The 19,614-nt window shown below is 67.6% G+C and carries 16 protein-coding genes and 2 pseudogenes; 10 read left to right on the top strand and 8 right to left on the bottom strand.

The genetic code is table 11. The features are described 5' to 3' along the window. Positions 1–26: 26 nt before the first annotated feature. From ACVILH_RS33090 to ACVILH_RS33080, 3 genes and pseudogenes are all read right to left on the bottom strand, one after another. On the bottom strand, positions 27–2,849 hold the full coding sequence (locus tag ACVILH_RS33090) for a DUF4159 domain-containing protein (protein ID WP_456716639.1): 2,823 nt from the start codon (positions 2,847–2,849) through the stop codon (positions 27–29). Then, a complete protein-coding gene (locus ACVILH_RS33085) occupies positions 2,846–3,769 on the bottom strand; it encodes a DUF58 domain-containing protein (protein ID WP_456716638.1) in 924 nt (307 codons plus the stop codon). Before ACVILH_RS33085 ends, ACVILH_RS33090 begins: the two co-directional genes overlap by 4 nt. Then, positions 3,769–4,768 (bottom strand): annotated as a pseudogene (locus ACVILH_RS33080) (AAA family ATPase). The gene ACVILH_RS33085 and the pseudogene ACVILH_RS33080 overlap by 1 nt, the downstream one beginning before the upstream one ends. Before the next feature lie 264 nt (positions 4,769–5,032). Here ACVILH_RS33080 and ACVILH_RS33075 point away from each other — a divergent pair. From ACVILH_RS33075 to ACVILH_RS33050, 6 genes are all read left to right on the top strand, one after another. Beyond that, complete coding sequence (locus tag ACVILH_RS33075) at positions 5,033–5,635, top strand: DUF1285 domain-containing protein (protein WP_456716637.1); 603 nt, start codon at positions 5,033–5,035, stop codon at positions 5,633–5,635. Between the two features lie 8 nt (positions 5,636–5,643). Then, positions 5,644–6,306 carry a CoA pyrophosphatase gene (locus tag ACVILH_RS33070; protein ID WP_456716636.1) on the top strand — a complete coding sequence of 221 codons (663 nt, stop codon included), beginning with the start codon at positions 5,644–5,646 and terminating at the stop codon, positions 6,304–6,306. Continuing rightward, the gene (locus ACVILH_RS33065) at positions 6,303–6,566 is read left to right on the top strand and encodes a DUF6111 family protein (protein WP_456716635.1); all 264 of its coding nucleotides are present in this window, start codon (positions 6,303–6,305) and stop codon (positions 6,564–6,566) included. Before ACVILH_RS33070 ends, ACVILH_RS33065 begins: the two co-directional genes overlap by 4 nt. Beyond that, on the top strand, positions 6,563–7,816 hold the full coding sequence (locus ACVILH_RS33060; RefSeq protein ID WP_456716634.1) for a CCA tRNA nucleotidyltransferase: 1,254 nt from the start codon (positions 6,563–6,565) through the stop codon (positions 7,814–7,816). The genes ACVILH_RS33065 and ACVILH_RS33060 overlap by 4 nt, the downstream gene beginning before the upstream one ends. 101 nt (positions 7,817–7,917) lie before the next feature. After that, positions 7,918–8,112: a hypothetical protein gene (locus ACVILH_RS33055; RefSeq protein ID WP_456716633.1), complete on the top strand. Its 195-nt coding sequence runs from the start codon at positions 7,918–7,920 to the stop codon at positions 8,110–8,112. A gap of 250 nt (positions 8,113–8,362) precedes the next feature. Then, complete coding sequence (locus ACVILH_RS33050; protein ID WP_456716632.1) at positions 8,363–9,139, top strand: TSUP family transporter; 777 nt, start codon at positions 8,363–8,365, stop codon at positions 9,137–9,139. A 21-nt stretch (positions 9,140–9,160) separates the two neighbouring features. Here ACVILH_RS33050 and ACVILH_RS33045 read toward each other — a convergent pair whose 3' ends face one another. From ACVILH_RS33045 to ACVILH_RS33030, 4 genes are all read right to left on the bottom strand, one after another. Next, positions 9,161–10,288: a hypothetical protein gene (locus ACVILH_RS33045; RefSeq protein WP_456716631.1), complete on the bottom strand. Its 1,128-nt coding sequence runs from the start codon at positions 10,286–10,288 to the stop codon at positions 9,161–9,163. A gap of 135 nt (positions 10,289–10,423) precedes the next feature. After that, positions 10,424–10,819: a (R)-mandelonitrile lyase gene (locus tag ACVILH_RS33040; RefSeq protein ID WP_456717150.1), complete on the bottom strand. Its 396-nt coding sequence runs from the start codon at positions 10,817–10,819 to the stop codon at positions 10,424–10,426. A gap of 119 nt (positions 10,820–10,938) precedes the next feature. Beyond that, complete coding sequence (locus tag ACVILH_RS33035) at positions 10,939–11,391, bottom strand: cyclophilin-like fold protein (RefSeq protein ID WP_456716630.1); 453 nt, start codon at positions 11,389–11,391, stop codon at positions 10,939–10,941. A gap of 11 nt (positions 11,392–11,402) precedes the next feature. Beyond that, complete coding sequence (locus ACVILH_RS33030; RefSeq protein WP_456716629.1) at positions 11,403–12,419, bottom strand: zinc-dependent alcohol dehydrogenase family protein; 1,017 nt, start codon at positions 12,417–12,419, stop codon at positions 11,403–11,405. Positions 12,420–12,521: 102 nt separating this feature from the next. Between ACVILH_RS33030 and ACVILH_RS33025 the strand changes: the two genes are divergently transcribed. The 4 genes and pseudogenes from ACVILH_RS33025 to ACVILH_RS33010 all read left to right on the top strand — a co-directional run bounded on the left by ACVILH_RS33025 (position 12,522) and on the right by ACVILH_RS33010 (position 17,469). Beyond that, positions 12,522–13,415, top strand: coding sequence for a LysR family transcriptional regulator (locus tag ACVILH_RS33025; RefSeq protein WP_456716628.1), 894 nt, complete (start codon positions 12,522–12,524; stop codon positions 13,413–13,415). Between the two features lie 173 nt (positions 13,416–13,588). After that, on the top strand, positions 13,589–14,035 hold the full coding sequence (locus tag ACVILH_RS33020; RefSeq protein WP_456716627.1) for a (2Fe-2S)-binding protein: 447 nt from the start codon (positions 13,589–13,591) through the stop codon (positions 14,033–14,035). 12 nt (positions 14,036–14,047) lie between these two features. Beyond that, positions 14,048–16,289: pseudogene (locus tag ACVILH_RS33015) on the top strand (molybdopterin cofactor-binding domain-containing protein). A 286-nt stretch (positions 16,290–16,575) separates the two neighbouring features. Beyond that, a complete protein-coding gene (locus ACVILH_RS33010) occupies positions 16,576–17,469 on the top strand; it encodes a LysR family transcriptional regulator (RefSeq protein WP_456716626.1) in 894 nt (297 codons plus the stop codon). A gap of 39 nt (positions 17,470–17,508) precedes the next feature. Here ACVILH_RS33010 and ACVILH_RS33005 read toward each other — a convergent pair whose 3' ends face one another. After that, a complete protein-coding gene (locus ACVILH_RS33005; RefSeq protein ID WP_456716625.1) occupies positions 17,509–19,449 on the bottom strand; it encodes a diguanylate cyclase in 1,941 nt (646 codons plus the stop codon). Positions 19,450–19,614 lie beyond the last annotated feature (165 nt).

The raw sequence follows: 19,614 nt of genomic DNA, 5'->3' as shown, positions 1-19,614 counted from the left end.
TACATCGAGACCGACAACTCGCATCGTCACTGCCCGAGCCGTTCGATCAGGGCCGGCGCGTGGACCTGGTCGGCCTTGTAGTTGCCGGTCAGCGTGTACATCACGATGTTGACGCCGGCGCGGAAGGCGAATTCGCGCTGGCGCGGCTCGCCCGGGACCATCGGCAGCATCGCCTGGCCGTCGGGGCGGATCGCCCAGGCGCCGGCGAGGTCGTTGGAGGTGATGATGATCGGCGAGACGCCGTCGCCGCCGCGCGCGGGCCTGGAGGCGCTGTCCTCGTCCTCATCCTTCGGCAGTGCCTCGACCCAGGTCTGGCCGGCGGTGAAGCGGCCGGGGAAGTCGCGCAGCAGATAGAACGTCTTGGTCAGCACGTGCTCGCGCGGCACCGGCTCGAGCTCCGGCACATCCAGCGAGGACAGGATCTCGCGCAGCGACTGCATGCCCGGGGTCTGCTGCGCGCCATTCTCTCCCGGAGGCGCCTCGACGGCGTCGCGCGTATCGAAGATCACTGTGCCGCCCTGCTTCATGTAGGCGTCGATCTTGTTGATCGCGTCCTGCGGCGGCTTCGGCGCGCCGGGCACGATCGGCCAGTAGATCAGCGGGAAGAACGCGAGCTCATCGTGCGCGGGATCGATGCCGACGGGATCGCCGGCTTCGAGCGCGGTGCGCTGCGCCAGGAACAGGGTCAGCCCGGTCAGGCCGGCCTTGACGATGGAGTCGACGTCGGCATTGCCGGTGACGACGTAAGCGAGCCGCGTCTGCGACACCGCGCGCATCGCGAAATCGTCGCTCGCCGCATCGGCGCGCGCGCTGGTCGGCATCGCGATCGCCATCAGCGCAGCCGTCGCGAGCACGGCGAAGGCGAGAACGGCCGTAGCCGGACGGCGGCGCCGGATCAGCGACGCCAGCGCGCCGCCGAGCAGGGCAACGATGACGGCGTCGATCAGGAACAGCAGCAGCGCGGTCGACAGCAGGATGCCCCGGAGATCACGCGGCTCGGCGGTGGTGTAGCTGGCGCGCTTGGCGCGCAGCGCCGAGGTGTCGAGCTGCAGGATGCGATCGGCGGGGCTGAGCGTGTTCACGGCGGTGGGTCCGTCGGCAGGGCCATAGAAGCCGGGTGGATGATCCAGGGAGGCCCTGTCGTTGAAATCGGCCGGCAGCGGCTTGGCCGTCGAAGGCGGCGGCCCGAAGGCACCGAAGCCGTCGAGGATGTGCAGCGGCGCCAGGGTCGCCTTGGCGGTCTCGCCCGCGGGACCCGGTCCCGGCGTCGAGGTGTAGCCGGACATGTCGACGATGCGGCGAAGCATCTCGACCATGGCGCCCGACATCGGCAGATCCGACCAGCGCATGTCGGCGCTGACATGGAACAGCGCGATCAGACCCTTGCCGCGATGCTCGCCGGTGACCAGCGGCGTGCCGTCCTCGAGCGATGCCCAGCTCTTGGTCGCGAGCACCGCATCAGGCTCGGCGAGGACTTGCCGATTGACGGTGACGTCCTTCGGCACGGTGATGCCAGCGAATGGGCCGTCGGCGGCGAAGGTGGCGAGATGCTGCGGCTTCTCCCAGGTGAGGCTGCCGCCCAGCGTGCGGCCGCCGCGGCGCAGCTTCACAGGCACGAGGTCGTCGTCGCCTTGCGCCAGCCGCGGACCGGCGAAGCGCACCAGCACGCCGCCATTCTCGATCCAGCCGTTGAGGCGGTCGCGCAACTCCGGCGACAAGGTGCCGACATCGGCCATCACGATCATCGGCACTTTCTGGTCGAGGAATTGGGTGATGACCTGCTGCGGCGCGCCGCGATCACCGAGCCGGAGATCGGCGAATGGCGACAGCGCGCGCGTCAGATAGAAGGTCGGCGCGAGCAGCGGCTGCGCGGTGTCACTGGTTGCTCCCGTGACGATGCCGACCGCGCGGCGGCGCCAGCGCTTATCGAGCAGCTGCACGGCCCCCGCCGAACGCTCGCCCGCAATCTCCAATCGCGTGATGTCGTTGCGCAGCTCGACCGGCAGATCGAAGCTCGCCTCGGCATCATGCGCATTGCCCGTGAAGCTGAATGGCGCCTCGCCGAGCGGCGAGCCCTTGGCGTCGAGCGCACGCACGATGCCGCCGGGCACGGAGAGATCGGCGCGCAGCACCTTCACCGTCATCTTCGCGGCGGCGTTCTCGGCGCCGGCGAGCGCCAGCGGCGAGGTCGTGCCGCCTTCGAACAATGTCAGGCTGCGGTCGCCGATGGTCTTCGCGAGACCCGTGACGAACTCACTGCCGCGGCCGGGATCGACGCCGTCGGAGAACCACAGGATCTCCGCATCACCGGTGGCCTTGAGGAAGCGGTCGAGCTGCGGCAGTGCATCGGCGCGCTCGGTCGTGTAGGGCTTCGGCGCGATCTGGCGCAGCGCCACGCGCGCCGCGCCTGCCGGCATCAGCGTGAGATCACGAGCAGGCTCCGACAGCGGCAGCAGCGCGACGCCGCGGCGGTCGGCATCGGCATTGGCGATGATCTCGTCGGCGGCCTTGATGCGGGTGTCCCAGCTCGCGGCCGCGCTCCAGCTGTCGTCGAGCAGCAGCACCAAGGGCGCCTTGCTGCCGACCGCTTCGGTGCGCGGGTTCCAGATCGGGCCGGCTGCCGCGAAGATCACCAGCGCTGCCGCGATCAGGCGCAACAAAGTGAGCCACCACGGCGAACGCGACGGCGTCTCTTCCTTCGGCGTGATGTCGAACAGCAGCCGCGTCGGCGGGAACTCGATCCGCCGCGGGCGCGGCGGCATCACCCGCAGCAGCCACCACAGCACGGGCAGGCTGATCAGTCCGGTCAGCAGCAGCGGCTCGGCGAACGACAGCGGCAACCCCATCATGCGCGCAGCCCTCCGCCAACCTTGCTCGTCGTCATGCCGGCATGGAGAAACAGCAGCAGCTCAGCCGCCGAGCGGCTGGTGGTGTGCGTCGTGAACAGCCAGCCGAGCTTGCCGGTCTCGGCGCGGATCTGGTCGCGATGCAGCGCGACGCGCGCCACGTAGTCCTGCGCCCAGCTTTCGGCGCGGCCAGCGGTGATCACCTCGCCGCCCTCGGGTTCGACGAATTCGACGCGGCCGGAATAGGGGAAGGTCTCCTCCGCGGGATCGACCACCTGCACCATCGTGCCATGCGCACCTGAGGCAGAGAGGCCAGCGAGCATGGTGCTGATCTCCGGGATCGGCGACCAGAAATCTGCCAGCACGACGATCTCGGCGAGCGCCGACGGCACGAAAGACGGCGGCAGGCTCGGCCGCGCCGCTTCGTCATGCAGCATCGCCTGCGCGATCCGGTCGATCACGTTGCGGCTCGCGGTCGGATTGAGCAGGCCGGGAATGCCGACGCGCTCGCCACCGGCGACCAAGAGCTCCGCCAGGGCAAACGTCACGATCAGCGCGCGCTCGAGCTTGCTGTCGCGCGCGCCCTTGGAGGCGAACGCCATCGACGGCGAGCGGTCGGGCCAGATCCACACGGTGTGCGCGGCTTCCCACTCCTGCTCGCGGACATACAGATGATCGTCGCGCGCGGAGCGGCGCCAGTCGACGCGCTGCGACGGCTCACCGGAGACGAAGCGGCGATATTGCCAGAAGCTTTCGCCGGAGCCGGCGCGCCGCCGCCCATGCAGGCCGTGGATCACGTTGGCGGCGATCTGCCGGGCTTCGAGCACGAGACGCGGCAGTGAGGACGCCAGCGTCCGGCTTTCGCCATCGGCACGCCGGATCGCGAGAATCTCCTTGTCGGCGTGCCCCGGTGCTGTCGCCATCAACCGATCCGGCTCTTCAACTGCCGGATCACGTCCGGAATGGTGCGGCCCTCCGCGCGGGCCGGGAAGGTCAGCGCCATGCGGTGCTTCAGCACAGGCTCGGCGAGATCGAGCACGTCGTCGATCGACGGCGCGAGACGGCCGTCGAGCAGCGCACGGGCGCGCACGGCGAGCATCAAGGACTGGCTGGCGCGCGGGCCGGGCCCCCAGGCGATCAGCTTGCCGGCCTCACCGGCCTCGGGACCGGGACGCGCCGAGCGCACCAGCGACAGGATGGCTTCGACGACGGAATCGCCGACCGGCAGCCGGCGCACCAGCCGCTGCGCGGCGATCAGCGCGTCCGCGGTCATCGCGCCCTTGGCGGCGCTTTCCTGCGCGCCAGTGGTCTCGAACAGGATGCGGCGCTCGGCGTCGCGATCGGGATAGTCGACGTCGATCTCCATCAGGAAGCGGTCGAGCTGCGCCTCGGGGAGCGGATAGGTGCCTTCCTGCTCCAGCGGGTTCTGGGTCGCGAGCACGTGGAAGGGCTTCGGCAGGTCGTGCCGGGCGCCCGCAACGGTGATGTGCTGCTCCTGCATCGCCTGCAGCAGCGCCGACTGCGTGCGCGGGCTCGCGCGGTTGATCTCGTCGGCCATCAGGAGTTGTGCGAACACCGGGCCGGCGATGAAGCGGAACGAGCGCTTGCCGACGGTGCTCTCGTCGAGCACCTCGGCGCCGAGAATATCTGACGGCATCAGGTCGGGCGTGAACTGCACGCGCTTGGCGTCGAGGCCGAGCGTGACGCCGAGCGTTTCGACGAGCTTGGTCTTGGCGAGGCCGGGGACGCCGATCAAGAGCGCGTGGCCGCCGGACAGAATTGTCACCAGCGTGTTTTCCACCACGCGGTCCTGACCGAAGATCACGCCGGGAGATCGCCTCCTTCGCCGCGCGGATCTGACCGGAGACCTGTTCGGCCGATCGGACGATCGCATCCTCGAGCTTCTCCGCGTTCTCAGCCATTCCCGTCGCTCCTTCTGCCCCGCATCTTCAACTTGTCTGCCAGCGTTCCGCTCCAGTTTGTCAGGACGCGGCTGCCAATCTATGCGAAGGCGCTGTATTCGTTGAGTTAAACTATCCCCATATTATCGGCATTCCGGGGTATTGACGGCATCACGATATGGCGACCTTACATGACGTGCACGGCCGCCTGGAACTTTTGCACAGACGAGCGCGATAAAATCTTGCACCAATCGTGCCAAGGCGAACGCAAACTCAGGGCAAACCATGGCGAAGCAAGGGCAGAGCACCGACAACGGACTCGATCGGCTGACATCGGCTGCAACGCAGGCCGGGACATCCGGGAAAGGCCTGCCGCCGGTGCATCTGTGGAATCCGCCATTCTGCGGCGATCTCGACATGCGAATCGCAGGCGATGGTAGCTGGTACTACATGGGCACGCCAATCGGCCGTCCTGCGTTGGTGCGGCTGTTCTCCACGATCCTGAAGCGCGAGAATGACCGCTATTTCCTGGTCACGCCGGTCGAGAAGGTCGGCATTCGCGTCGATGATGTCCCCTTCATGGCCGTAGAAATGCGGAAGGAGCATGACAGACAGGGCGTGCGCCTCAACTTCCGCACCAATGTCGACGATTGGGTGTCCTGCGATGCCGAGCACCGGCTGCGCTTCGAGCCGGGCGAAAGCGGCGGCCTCACGCCGTATCTGCATGTCCGCGCAGATCTCTGGGCCAAGGTGACGCGGGCGCTCTACTATGAGCTTGTTGACATGGGTGAGGAGCGGGTGATCGATGGCAAGGTCATGTTCGGGGTGGAGTCGTCAGGTGCGTTCTTCCCCATGGCCAACGCAGAAGAGGTGAGGGCGGCGCTTTGAACGAGCCCATGGTGGTGAGGACCAGGACGGCCGGGGTGAGCTCGGCCGAGTTCTTCGCGCGTGGCCGGGAGCGGCTGCGCTTCGACGTTCCGCAGGCGTTGCTCGATCCCGACATCATTCCGACCAGCGGCGATTCCGGCACCGACCGCATGCTCGAGATCATCGCCCGCGAGCAGCCGATCCGGCCCGCGGCGGTGCTGATCCCCGTGGTCGATCATCCCGAGCCGACGGTGCTGCTGACCCAGCGCTCGCCGAACCTGTCGAGCCATGCCGGCCAGATCGCCTTTCCCGGCGGCAAGATCGACGTCACGGATGCCACGCCGCTCGATGCCGCCTTGCGCGAGGCGGAGGAAGAGGTCGGGCTCGATCGCAGCTTCGTCGACCCGATCGGCTATCTCGACGTCTACGGCACCGCATTCGGTTTTCGCATTCTGCCGACGGTGGCGCGGGTGCAGCCGGGATTCACGCTTCGGATCAACGAGGGCGAGGTCGACGACGCCTTCGAGGTGCCGCTGGCCTTCCTGATGGATCCCGCCAATCACCAGCTGCATTCCAAGGAATTTCGCGGCATGGAGCGCTCGTATTACGCGATGCCGTTCGCCGAGCGCTACATCTGGGGCGCGACCGCGGGCATTCTTCGGGTGTTGTACGAACGGATCTATCTGTCATGATCCGAGCCGTGTTGACGGAAATCGGAATCTTCCTCATTCCTTTCGCAGTTTATGTGTTGTTCTTGCTCGCGACCAGATCGGGGCTCCTGGTGCCCGCCCACTGGCCGCTTCATTTGGTGACGAAACTGACGGTGGCGGCGCTGGTGTTGGTGATTGCAAGTGTGCTCCTGATCGTCGCGTTCTCCGGCGCACCGCCTCGCTCGACCTACGTCCCGGCGCATGTCGAGAACGGCCGGCTCGTTCCGGGGAGCGAGCAGTGATCGGCGGGAGGGTGCTGCATGCGCCCTGGCTCTCGTCGGGGGCGGCCGCGCGGGTGCTCGCACTGCTCAACGGCGACGGCGAGGAGGCGCGCGTGGTCGGCGGCGCCGTGCGCAACGCGCTGCTCGGCATTCCCATCGGCGACATCGACATCGCGACGACCGCGCTGCCGGCCGAGGTGATCCGGCGCGCCAAGGCCGCCTCGATCAAGAGCGTGCCGACCGGCATCGACCACGGCACCGTGACGCTGGTGCTCGACGGCCATCCGTTCGAGGTGACGACCCTGCGCGAGGACACCGAGACCTTTGGCCGCAAGGCCAAGGTCGAGTTCGGCCGCGATTGGGTCGGCGACGCACATCGGCGCGACTTCACCATCAACGCGCTGTCGGTCGGGCCTGATGGCGTGGTGCACGATCATGTCGGCGGCCTCGCCGATATCGCCGCCCGTCGTGTGCGCTTCATTGGCGATCCCGCCCAGCGCATCGCCGAGGATTATTTGCGCATCCTGCGCTTCTTCCGCATCCATGCGGCGTTCGGCCATGGCGAGCCTGACCGTGAGGGCTATCTCGCCTGCATCGCCGGACGCGCCGGGCTCGCGACGCTCTCCGCCGAGCGGGTGCGCATGGAGATGCTGAAGCTCGTGGTGACCGAGGGCGCCGTCGGTGCGCTCACCGCGATGGCCGAGGGCGGCCTGCTGACCACGATCCTCGGCGGCGTTGCCTATCTCGGGCCGTTCGCGGCGATGATCGAGATCGAGCGCGAGCTGGAGCTGCCGCCGAGCGCGGTGCGTCGTCTCGCCGCGCTCGCGGTCGCGGTCACCGAGGATGCGCGCCGTCTTGGCAGCCGGCTGAAGCTGTCCAATGCCGAGACCAAGGCGCTCGACGGCATGGGCCATCGCTGGTGGCGCTTTGCGTCCGCTGACGAAGCCCGGGTGCGGCGGCTGCTGTATCGTCTCGGCGAGACCGTCTATCGCGACCGGCTGCTGCTCGGCTGGGCGCGCGCCGGCAAGGATCGCGGCGATCCCCGCTGGCGCGAGCGGGCGCTGCTGCCACAGCGCTTCACACCGCCGAAACTGCCGCTCAAGGCCGCCGATTTCATCGCGCGCGGGGTGGCGGAGGGGCCGCTGCTCGGCCACGTGCTGACGCTCGCCGAGGATGCCTGGCTCGCGGCCGACTTTCCGCTCGACGAGGCGTCGCTGAACGCGATCGCCGATCAGGCGGCTGCGCGCGTCAACCGCGACGGACGAACCTGAAGCCGCCTGCTGCGATCTGGGCTCACGAGATGGTGCGGGGAGCGGCGACTTGATTTGGGATATGTTATAACATAACTCACCTGGATGCCAGGAGCATCCCCGTGAGTCAGCCCGAGATCATCCGCAGCCGGCGCGTCCGGCCGTCCGACGCGTCGTCCGAGGTCGAGGCCGCCGTCCGAGCGCCAGGACAGGTCGTGCGCCTGAGCGACTTCAGACCGCGGCGTCGCGAGCGGATCTATGATCCCGACAAGATCTGGTCCGGCGAGCACACGGCGCGGAATTACACCGAGCTCTGATCGGCCTGCCTCTGCGTGTGAGCGAATTGTTTGCACGCATCGGGCGGCGTTGTTGCCGTAACGCTTCATCGCGCCGACGTGATCGCCTGATGCACACGATTCCTGGGCCTGGGGTTGCGGAGGAACCGCATCTCGGCCATGAGCTGGCTCTCGCAAAGGATGGCTCGTCGGCGCCGCGTGGGTGCAGCGGGTCATTACTGACCGCGATCGCTGATCAGGCGGCGGCGCGCGTCAATCGCGACGGATGGTCATGAATTTTCTGGCAGGCTTTGCCGATATCTCGCTGCTTCAGCTCTTGCTCGTCGCCTCCGTCGCTTTATTTGCGTCCATCATCGGTGGTCTCGCCGGCTACGGCACCGGCGCCTTGATGCCGCTGGTGCTGGTGCCGATGGTCGGCGCCGAGCCGGTGGTGCCGATCATCGCGATCTCCGCCATCCTCACCAATCTCAGCCGCGTCGGCGCCTATCTCAGCCAGATCGATCGCACCCGCGCCGGCATCGTCATCGCCGCGGCGGCGGTCACCACGGCGCTCGGCGCCTATGGCTACACGCGGCTGACCAATGCCGGCGCCGCTTTCGTGATCGGCACGATGCTGATCATGAGCGTCCCCCTGCGTCGCATCCTGCGCAAGCGCAACGTCCGGATCGGCAATGGCGGCCTTGCCGCCGGTGCTGTCGGCTACGGCGTGCTCGTCGGCGGCACCTCCGGCTCCGGCGTCATCCTGCTGTCGCTTCTGATGGCCGCAGGGCTCGAAGGCGCCGCCGTCATCGCCACCGATGCGATGATCTCGGTCGCGACCGGCGTGATCAAGATCTCGGTGTTCGGCCTCGCCGGCGTCGTCACGGCGCAGGTGCTCGCCTTCGCGCTTCTGATCGGCGCGGTCGCCGTGCCCGGCGCCTTCCTCGCAAAAGCCTTCGTCGCGCGCATGCCCGTGCATATCCATGCCGCGATCCTCGATGCTGCCGTGATCACCGGCGGCGGCGTCATGATCGCCTCGGCGGTGCGGCACCTGCTGCCGGCAGCCTAGCCGCGCCGAATGGCGGCGTCCTCATCCGCTGACGCGAACCGGCGTGCACTCCCGGCTGAACAGGCCGACGGCGTCGCGCAGCAGCGGCAGATGGCAGAGGAAGCCGGAAGGGCGGTATTTGACCCGAATGCTTTCCAGCCGCGCCATGGTGAGACTCATGAACGCGTTCAGCCGCACCACCTGCTTGTCGAGCGCAGCCCGGTAGCGCGCCTCATCGTCCCTGAACGCCTTCACCCTCTCATCGCTGACCGCATTGCCGGAGGCCCAGACCCGCGCGGTCGAGATCTGGCGGTGCGACTGCTCGAAGCAGAAATGCATCGTCAGCAGATGGTGCTTGGCGCTCTGCCAGTCGATCGTAACCGGCCGCCGCCCGGGCTCGCGCTTGGAGCAGAGATTGATGCGCTGGGCCGGTTGCGCTGGCGGCGCATCGGCCCGGCACGGATCGGCCTCGTCAATGGCGGGACCCGTCACCCCGAGCCGCGGCATGTTGGCCTCGGCATCGCAGTCGAAATCATAGGCGCCGAGCAGCGCCTCGTTGAGCGGATCCTGGTCCAGCACGCGCGGCGCCTCGGGATCGCGGCCGCGGTCGCTGGCCCAATCGATATAGATCTCCGCCTTGTGGGCGAAGATGCCGCTGTTCTGGCGCAGCGCCATCCGCGCCTTGGTATAGGGCGCGAACGTCTCGCTGCCCGCTTTCGTCGTCAGCGCCTTGTCGCCAGGATCGACGCCGGCGGACGTAGCCGCCGCGAAATTGTAGAAGATCAGCTCCTGCAGCATCTGCGCTTCCGCATAGGCGTTTGAGATCGTCACGAAGGTCTCGGTCGCCGCCTTCATGTCGGCCTCGGCGAGCGCGCTGACCTTCGCGTCATAGGCGCTGAGATATTGGAAGTAACCGCCGAGGAAGCCGGTGGCGATGGTGATGAAGGTCAGGTTCTTGACCACCGACAGCTTCTGATTCCAGTCCAGGAAGCGGGCCCACAGCCCTTGCGGGGGCTGCGACGCCTCCGCCTCGCCGGTGCCAACCGCAGCGGGTTTTGCTGGCGATCCGGCGACCAGAGCGCCGACCAAGGTCTCGCGTGATGTCATCAGCAGGCCTTCGCGCATCCGAAGCGAGGTCGACGGATAGCACAATCTCGGGATGTGATCCACGGCTGGCTCAGCAGTCGTCCGAGCGGGGCGCGCGCGTGTCAGCCGCCGAGCGGCGTCAGACGCCGCGCGAGGCACTCGGCAAGTATGATCCGGAATGAACGAGGCGCGCAGCCCGGACGGAAACGACGATGGCCATCACCGCCGATATTGCGCGTCGCTGACCTTTTCCATCCAGGTCACGGGGCTGCCGTTCAGAGATTCCTGAATCGCGATGTGGCTCATCGCGGTGGTGGGGCTTGCGCCGTGCCAGTGCTTGAGGCCGGGCGGAAACCACACCACGTCGCCAGACCGGATCTCCTCGATCGGGCCGCCTTCGCGCTGCACCCAGCCGAGGCCGGAGGTGACGATCAGCGTCTGGCCGAGCGGATGGGTGTGCCACGCCGTGCGGGCGCCGGGCTCGAAGGTCACATGGGCGCCATTGGCGCGCGCCGGCTCCTCGGCCTGAAACAAGGGATCGATGCGCACCGCGCCGGTGAACCAATCGTCCGGACCTTTGGCCGAGGGCCGTGAGCCTGCGCGCTTGATGTCGATATCCATGCTCTCACTCCTTTGCTGGGTCGCAGGCGGGGTTGCGCCGGCCCTGTCGGTGATGAACGCGGCCACGGCCGCGACCATCGTCACGAGAAGCTCACGGCGCCCCACGCCCATCCTCACTCCGCCGCGATCGTCACCTTGACGGAGCCTGAGACATCGAGCGCCTCCACGCTGCCGTCGATCCTGCCGAGAACGATGATGCCCGGCGGCGGAATTGGTTTCTCGTCGCTGCGATAATAGATCGCAACGTCGGGGCCGGGCGACCAGTAAATCACGTCGCCGATCGCGTAGTCGCGGCGCCGTTCGCCGCCTTCGGCCAGCGCCCTTGGCAGCGGCGCGAACTTCTCACGTCCGAACAAATCGTTCATGGTGAGCGACAGCGGCAGCAGCGCGAGAAAGTCCCGCGTCGTCGGACTGTCTACCAGCGTGGCTGAAAGGATTTTTGCGCCGATCGTCAGGCGAAGCTTCATGGTCTGTCCTGGTCGTGCGTGAGCTGCGGCTCCGTCCGCGTTGGCGTCATGGGCGAGGGCCAACATCAGGCCGGCAGCGAGCAGCGTGGCGGTGAACATCCGGATCATCGTCACGGCTGCAGCAGCACCTTGATCGCGCGGCGCTCGTCCATCGCGCGATAGGCGTCGGCGACCTGCTCCAGCGGCAAGGTCAGATCGAACACCTTGCCGGGATGGATCGCGCCGCTCATCACGAGGTCGATCAGCTTCGGAAGATATTTCCGCACCGGGGCCGGGCCGCCATGCAGATGAACGTGCTCGAAGAACAGCTCCTCACCGTTCAGCTCGACGCCGTGCGGCACGCCGACATAGCTGACATAGCCGCCCGGACGCGCCGCATGGATCGCCTGCATCATCGACTCCTGCGTGCCGACGCATTCCAGCACCGAGTCGGCGCCGATGCCGTCGGTCATGTCCATGATGCGGGCAACGCCGTCATGGCCGCGCTCGGTCACGATGTCGGTGGCGCCAAACTCCAAGGCGAGCTTCTGCCGGCTCTCGTGCCGGCTCATCGCGATGATGCGCTCGGCGCCCATCTGTTTGGCTGAGAGAATGCCGAGCAGGCCGACCGCGCCGTCTCCGACGACCGCGACCGTCGCCCCCGGCTTAACGTTGGCCGCATCGGCGGCGAACCAGCCGGTGCCGAGCACGTCGGACGTGGTGAGGATGCTGGCGAGAAGCTCGGGCGAGGGGACGCCCGGCGTCGGCACCAGGGTGCCGTCGGCCTGCGGCACGCGCAGGAACGGCGCCTGCGCGCGGCTGATGAACTCGCGCTTCACGCAGGATGATGGATAGCCGAAATTGCAGTGCGGGCAGGTATTGTCCGACGTCGCGAACGAGCCCACGACGAACTGGCCCGGCTTGACCGTGCGGACGGCGCGGCCGACCTCCTCGACCACGCCGCAATATTCATGGCCCATCGGCGTCGGCCCGTTGACCGGCTGCAAGCCGCGATACGGCCAGAGGTCGGAGCCGCAAACGCAAGTCGCGGCGATGCGAATGATGGCGTCGGTCGGCTCGATGATGTCAGGCGTCTCGCGATCCTCGAAACGCACGTCACGTGGTCCGTAAAGCACAGCGCCGCGCATGGCCGGGTCTCCTCTGGGGCTTGCCGCCATGCCCCATTTAGCGCGCCCCCGACGCCGGCCTAGCCGCTATAATCGGCATACACTTAGAAACGGGATTGATGAATGCAGGGCGGCAGACTGGACGATCTCCTGGCCTTCGTGGCGATCGCGCGCGAGCGCAGCTTCACCAAGGCGGCGGCCCGGCTCGGCGTGTCACAGTCGGCGCTGAGCTACACCATCCGCGAGCTCGAGGCGCGGCTCGGCGTGCGGCTGCTGACGCGCACCACGCGCAGCGTCGCGCCGACCGCCGCGGGCTTGCGTCTTCTCACCATCGCGGGGCCGCGTCTGGAGGAGATCGAATCCGAGCTTGCCGCGATCCGAGAGCTTCGGGACAAGCCTGCGGGCACCATCCGCATTACCGCGACCGAATATGCCGCCGAGGCGATCCTGCTGCCGAAGCTCGCCAAGCTGCTACCGGCCTATCCCGACATCAAGGTCGAGATCGTGGTGGACTACGGCCTCACCGATATCGTGGCGAAGGGGTTCGATGCCGGCGTGCGCAGCGGCGAGCAGGTCGAGAAGGACATGGTCGCGGTGCGGATCGCACCGGACATGCGCATCGCCGTGGTCGGCGCGCCCGCTTATTTCAAGACGCACCCGATCCCGAAGAAGCCGCAGGACCTGATCGGCCACAACTGCCTGACGCTCCGTCTTCCCACGCATGGCGGCCTGCATGCCTGGGAGTTCGAGAAGGGCGGCCGCGATCTCAGAGTCCGCGTCGAGGGCCAGCTCACCTACAACGCGACCTCGCAGATCATGAAGGCGGCGCTTGCCGGACTTGGCCTCGCATACCTCCCCGAGGGGTGGGCGCAGCCCTACATCCGCAATGGCCGCCTCACGCGCGTGCTGGAGGATTGGTGTCTGCCCTATTCGGGCTATCACCTTTACTATCCCAGCCGTCGCCAGCCATCGGCGGCCTTCGCGCTGCTGGTCGAGGCGCTGCGCCATCGCGCGTGAGCCCGTGCTGCTCGCCTGCGTCATGTCGTCTCGATTGATCGAACCAGCTCATAGGCGCATGCGAAGCCGGACGGCTAATGCGACGCGGACGCAGACGATAGATGTTCCGCCGCGTTCGAAGTCCGTCCGCGCGGCAGGCTGTGCGCCGCCGCCGATCCCGAGGGAGCAGCTCCATGGAAGTGACCATCAACGGCAAGCGTCATCAGGTGACGATGACGGAGGACACACCTTTGCTGTGGGTGATCCGCGACGAGCTCGGCATGACCGGCACGAAGTATGGCTGCGGCATCGCGCAATGCGGCGCCTGCACGGTGCTGATCGACGGCCAGGCGACGCGCTCCTGCGTCACGCTGGTCGGCAGCGTCACGGGGCAGCAGGTCACCACGATCGAGGCGATCTCCGAGGATACGGTCGGCCGCCGTGTGGTCGACGCGTGGGTCGCCCATCAGGTGCCGCAATGCGGTTACTGCCAGTCCGGCCAGGTGCTGGCCGCGACCGCGCTGATCAAGCAGACGCCGAAGCCGAGCGAGCAGGACATCGCCGCCGCCATGGTGAACCTGTGCCGGTGCGGTACCTACAACGCCATCGCCGCCGCCGTGCGGCAGGTCGCCCAGGGCTGAGGGAGCTGGCACATGAACCGCATGATCCGCGACCTGTCGTCCGCGTCGTCGGACGTTCGCCCGCTGAATCCCTCGCGCCGCGGCTTTCTCGGTGCTGCGGCCGGCGCTTTGGTGCTCGGCTTCGATCTGCCGGGCAGCAAGGTCGTCGCGCAGGGCGCGGCGCCGGTGGCGAAGGCGCCGAATGTCTCCGCCTTCCTGGAGATCCGTGCCGACAGCGCCATCCTGCTGCGCAGCCCGTTCATCGAAGGCGGGCAGGGCATCTCGACCGCCATGGCGCAGATCGTTGGCGAGGAGCTCGATGCCGATCCCGCGACCTTCGTCGTGGAATGCGCGCCGCCCGGCTCGGACTACTTGCTGGTGAACGGCGCACGCTTCACCGGCGGCAGCTTCTCGGTGCGCTCGAGCTACGCAACGATGCGCCGCGTCGGCGCCTCCGCGCGGCAGATGCTGCTGCAGGCCGCTGCCGCGCGACTGCGTGTCCCCGTCGCCAGTCTGACGACCGAGCCGGGCCGCGTGCGCCATACCGCCTCCAACCGTTCGCTCCCCTATGGCGAGCTCGCGGCTGATGCGGCCAAGCTGCCGGTGCCGGAGACGGTCGCGTTGCGCGCCGAGAACGACTTCCGCTGGATCGGGAAGCCATTTGCGCGGCTCGATGCGCGCGACAAGTCGACCGGCAAGGTGAGCTACGGCATCGACCTCAAGGTCGACGGCATGCTGCAGGCCGCCGTGCAGCACGCGCCGCGCCGCGGCCTGGAGCCGGGCGCCTTTGCCAATGAGGCGGAGGTGAAGGCGATGACCGGCGTGCATTCGATCCACCGCCTGCCCGGCGCAGTGGCCGTCGTGGCGGAGCGCTGGTGGTACGCCCGTCGCGCGGTTGAGACGCTGAAGGTGGCGTGGACGGAGCCTGCGGCCGGTGCGCCTGGTGTGGTGCCCGCGAATTTCTCGTCCGAGGGGCGCAAGGCGCAGCTCGCCGCGACGCCGGGGCCGGGCTTCAATGCCGAGGCCGTGGGGGATGCCACCTCCGCGCTCGGCAGCGCCGCAAGAGTCGTCACGGCTAGCTATGATGCGCCGTATCTGGTGCACGGCCAGCTCGAGCCGCCTTCGGCGATCGCGCGATGGAATGCCGATGGCACGCTCGATCTGTGGCTGCCCAACCAGGCGCCGGAGATGTTCCAGGCGGCGGCGGCAAAGGCCGCAGGCGTCACGCCCGACAAGATCAAGCTGCACTCGCCACCGCTCGGCGGCTTCTTCGGCCGTCACTTCGTCTATCCGCCGGCCAATCCATTTCCGCAGGTCATCCAGCTCGCCAAGGCGGTGGGACGCCCGGTCAAGGTGATCTGGAGCCGCGAGGAGGAATTCTTCGCGGACGCGATGCGTCCGCTCGGCTTCGCGCGCTTCAAGGGCGGTCTCGACAAGGATGGCATCCCGATCGCGATCGAGGCCGAAGCCGTGGGGGATGGCCCGCTCGCACGCTGGTTCGGGCGCAAGCCGGAGACGGCCGATTCCTCCGCCGTCGAGGGCATCGCCGACAAGCCCTATGCGATCCCGCACCGGCGCGTGGCGCATGTGCTGGTCGAGGATCCCAACGTGCTCGGCTTCTGGCGCTCGGTCGGCCACTCGATGAACGACTTCTTCTACGAGACGTTCTTCGATGAGCTCCGCCGATGCCGGCCGGCAGGATCCCTATCAGCTGCGGCTGCGCTTGCTCGCCGACAAGCCGCGTCACAAGACGCTGCTCGAGGCGGTCGGCGATCTCTCCGGCGGCTGGAAGCGCGGGCCCTTCACCGCCGCGGACGGCAGCAAGCGGGCGCGCGGCGTGGCGATGGCCTCGCCGTTCGGCAGCGAGGTCGCGACCATCGCCGAGGTGTCGCTGAGGGATGGCGCGGTGCGCGTGCACGACGTCTGGGTCGCGATCGATCCCGGCCGCATCGTCAATCCGGCGATCATCGACGCGCAGGTCAATTCGGCGGTTGCGCTCGGGCTGTCGTCGGCGCTGCTGGAGGAGATCGTGTTCGCCGGCGGCATGCCCCAGGCGCGCAACTTCGATGCCTATCCGATCCTGCCGCCGGACCGCATGCCGCGCGTGCACGTCCGCATCGTCGAGAGCGGCGCCCCGATGGGCGGCATCGGCGAGCCCGGCCTGCCGGGCGTGCCGCCGGCGGTCGCCAACGCGGTCGCGGCTCTGACGGGACAGCGCATCCGCAGCCTGCCGCTGTCGAAGGCCAAGTTCGACGAGGCGGGAGGGCGTACCTGAAGCACCCCTGTTTCCACGCGGCCGGTGCGCTCCCTCTCCCCGTTCTTCACGGGGAGAGGGTCGGGGTGAGAGGCAGCCGCACGGTTGGTGTATCCGGGGCCACCGACTCATGACTCCGTTGGAGCATTGACTGTCGCATCGTACGTGCCATGCCCGTCACCCGGATTGCTGCGCAATCCAAACCTCTCCCCGCGAAGAGCGGGGAGAGGTTTGGACAACCCGGCGCCGAGGCTCTTCACTTCGCGTTTGCTCGATCGGCGCAAGCTCGTTTGAGCGGAGACGACAGATGCAGCGCGGCTATCTCGATCAGCTCAAGGCCTTCAAGGCGGTCGGCCGCGAGCGCTCCTTCACCAAGGCGGCCGCCAAGCTCGGCATCTCGCAGTCCGCCCTCAGCCACACCATCCGCGAGCTGGAGACGCGGCTCGGTGTGCGGCTGCTGACGCGCAACACGCGCGGCGTCGCGCCGACACAAGCCGGCGAGCGCCTGCTGAACACGGTTACGCCCCGGCTCGACGATATCGAAGCCGAGCTGGCGAGCTTGAGGGATTTCCAGGACAAGCCAGCCGGCACCATCCGCATCAACGCCGGTGATCACGCCGTGCGCACCGTGCTGTGGCCGAAGCTCGCCGGGCTGCTCGCGACCTACCCGGACATCAACGTGGAGATGGTCTCCGACAACAAGCTCGTCGACATCGTCGAGAATGGCTTCGATGCCGGCGTGCGCCTCGGCGAGCAGGTGGCGAAGGACATGATCGCCGTGCGCATCAGCCCGGACGTCCGCTTCGCGGTGGTCGGCGCACCGAGCTATCTGGCCGACCGGCCCCCGCCGCAGGCGCCCGACGATCTGCTGCGCCATCGCTGCGTCAATCTGCGGCTGTCGACACATGGCGGTCTCTATGCCTGGGAGTTCGAGAGGCGTGGCAAGGAGCTGAAGGTGCGGGTCGAGGGCCAATTGGTCTTCAACAGCATCTTCGACGTCTACGCTGCCGCGCTGGCCGGATTCGGCCTCGCCTTCGTTCCGGAGGATATCGCGCTCACCGATCTCGCGAGCGGACGGATGACGCGCCTGCTCGAGGACTGGTGCGCGCCTTGGACCGGCTATCATTTGTATTATCCGGTCAGCCGGCAATCCTCGGCCGCGTTCGACCTGCTGATCGACGCGCTGCGCCATCGCCGCTGAGGTGGCTCTCGAAGGCTCCAAGACGCAGCCGCTTGCCGCTCACGCTACTTGCGCGCCCGTCTCCGGATCGGACGATGCCAGAGGCGTGGTCTCGGCGCGGGCTACGATCGCATCGAGCGCGGCCACGGCCCGATTTGTCATCTCGTCGATCGGCGGCACCATGCCGCCGGGCGCCAGCTCGACTCGGTTGCGCCCCTTCTGCTTGGCGCGGTACAGCGCGCCGTCAGCGACGCGCAGGATCTCGGTCAGGTCCATGCCCGCTTCGGGATAGGCGGCGACGCCGACCGAGATCGTGACCCGCGGCAGCATGCCGTCCCCATAGCTGATATTGAGCGCCTCGACGCGGGCGCGCAGCTCCTCGGCGCGCAGCGCGGCTTCCTCGATCCCGCAGTTCGGCATGACCACGACGAACTCCTCGCCTCCGAGGCGGCAGGGCAGGTCGTCGCCGGTGAAGCTGCTTTTCAGGATCTCGCCGACATGGCGCAGCACGGTGTCGCCGGCCTCGTGGCCGTGATTGTCATTGAAAGACTTGAAGTGATCGATGTCCAACGTCACGACGCTGACCGGCGTGCGGCTGCGCGACGCGCGCAGCAATTGGCGGCGTGCGGTCTCGATCAGGCAGCGGCGGTTGTTCAGCCCGGTGAGCGCGTCGCGCAGCGACTGATCGCGCAAGCCCTCGCGCAGCTTGATGTTGGCGATGGCGATCGACAGATGCTCGGCGCAGGCGAGCCCCAGCCGGGCACGGTCCGCGAAGCGCGCCTTGGCCTCGGCGTCGCTCTCCTCGCCTTGGTGATTGTACTCGACATGCAGCAGGCCGACGGTCTCGCCATGCGCCAGGATCGGGATGCAGCAATAGTTCTCGTCGACATCGTCATGGACGTGATCGCAGCGGAATTCGACCTCGTTGGTGCCGTGGATATAGACGTGGCCGCGGCGTAGGCTCCAGCAATCGTCCGGATGCAGCGAGCGGGTCGCCGAAGTGCCGTTCCATTCGGCGGCGACTTCCAGCACGTCGCGGCTGTCGGCGTAGATGTAGAGCGCGCCGGTGCATTCGGGCATCAGGCCGCCGAGCACCGTCGAGATCATCTGGTAGAGCTCTGGCTCTGACTTGGCCGATTGCAGCCACTCGCTGAGCTCTGAGAGCGTGCGCGTCGCCGCATTGAGCCGCTCGTTCTCGACCAAGCTATTGCGAAACACCGCCAGCGCCCGCGCCATCAGGCCGAGCTCGTTGGTATGATCGGCATAGGGGATTTCCGTTTGCAGCTCGCCCTTGGCGATCGCCTCCATGCTGCGGGTGATACGGAAGATCGGCATCGACACGTCATGGATGACGAACAGCAGCGTGGCCAGCCCGATCAGGACGCTGACGCCGTTGACCGACCACAGCACGATCCGGAACAGCTGCGCATCCAGCGTTGCGCTTTCGATCGCGCTGTCCGCGCGGTGGCCGGCGAGCTTCAGGCTGTGAGCGATCGCGTCGACCACGGCCTGGAAGATCGGCGGCGTCTCGACGTTGACGACATGCTCCAGCCGCTCGCGGTTGGCGCCGACCTCCGGCTCCAGCATCACCGCTTGCTGCTTCAGATAGAGATCCCATTTGTTGACGAACTGGTCGAACGCCATCTTCATCGGCGCATCAGAGCCGATCGTCTCCTTGAAGCTGGTGATCTTCGCCTGCACCTCGACGATGCGGCGCCTGAGCTCGCCTTCGGCTTCGGCGCGCGGCTCTGGCGCCGCCGACAGCGCGGCGCGGATGGCGACCAGATGGGCATGGGCGATGCTGACATTGAGATCGCCGAGCGCGCGGATCTTCGGTAACCGCTCCCGGTTGATGGCCTCGACCGCGTCCTGCAGCGCCGACAGCCGCATCGTGGCCATGACCGACACGCCGCCGAGGATCGCCAGCAGCAGGAAGACCGAGGTCAGGAGCGAGTTCCTGATCGACACGCTCAGGGAGATCTGCGGCAGATTGAGAGCCATGACACCGACGCTGCATGAATGGCTTGCGATCGGTCGAAGCGGCGCGCACGGATCGGCGCCATTCCCCTCCAAGCCCCGCGCCGATGGGACGCTTGGGCGAATTTCAATTCAGTTACGGACGTTCGGTAGGGCCCCGGAGGCGGCCGCGAACGCTGCGCCTGGTTA

The organism is Bradyrhizobium sp. USDA 4353, from assembly GCF_054063215.1.
This window is presented reverse-complemented; position numbering and strand designations above follow the sequence as displayed.

Coding starts and splice junctions, on each gene's coding strand:
- ACVILH_RS33075 (WP_456716637.1), top strand. CDS start 5,033: ATGGCGAAGCAAGGGCAGAGCACCGACAACGGACTCGATCGGCTGACA.
- ACVILH_RS33005 (WP_456716625.1), bottom strand. CDS start 19,449: ATGGCTCTCAATCTGCCGCAGATCTCCCTGAGCGTGTCGATCAGGAAC.
- ACVILH_RS33030 (WP_456716629.1), bottom strand. CDS start 12,419: ATGCGCGGCGCTGTGCTTTACGGACCACGTGACGTGCGTTTCGAGGAT.
- ACVILH_RS33050 (WP_456716632.1), top strand. CDS start 8,363: ATGAATTTTCTGGCAGGCTTTGCCGATATCTCGCTGCTTCAGCTCTTG.
- ACVILH_RS33085 (WP_456716638.1), bottom strand. CDS start 3,769: ATGGCGACAGCACCGGGGCACGCCGACAAGGAGATTCTCGCGATCCGG.
- ACVILH_RS33065 (WP_456716635.1), top strand. CDS start 6,303: ATGATCCGAGCCGTGTTGACGGAAATCGGAATCTTCCTCATTCCTTTC.
- ACVILH_RS33020 (WP_456716627.1), top strand. CDS start 13,589: ATGGAAGTGACCATCAACGGCAAGCGTCATCAGGTGACGATGACGGAG.
- ACVILH_RS33025 (WP_456716628.1), top strand. CDS start 12,522: ATGCAGGGCGGCAGACTGGACGATCTCCTGGCCTTCGTGGCGATCGCG.
- ACVILH_RS33035 (WP_456716630.1), bottom strand. CDS start 11,391: ATGTTCACCGCCACGCTGCTCGCTGCCGGCCTGATGTTGGCCCTCGCC.
- ACVILH_RS33070 (WP_456716636.1), top strand. CDS start 5,644: ATGGTGGTGAGGACCAGGACGGCCGGGGTGAGCTCGGCCGAGTTCTTC.
- ACVILH_RS33090 (WP_456716639.1), bottom strand. CDS start 2,849: ATGATGGGGTTGCCGCTGTCGTTCGCCGAGCCGCTGCTGCTGACCGGA.
- ACVILH_RS33010 (WP_456716626.1), top strand. CDS start 16,576: ATGCAGCGCGGCTATCTCGATCAGCTCAAGGCCTTCAAGGCGGTCGGC.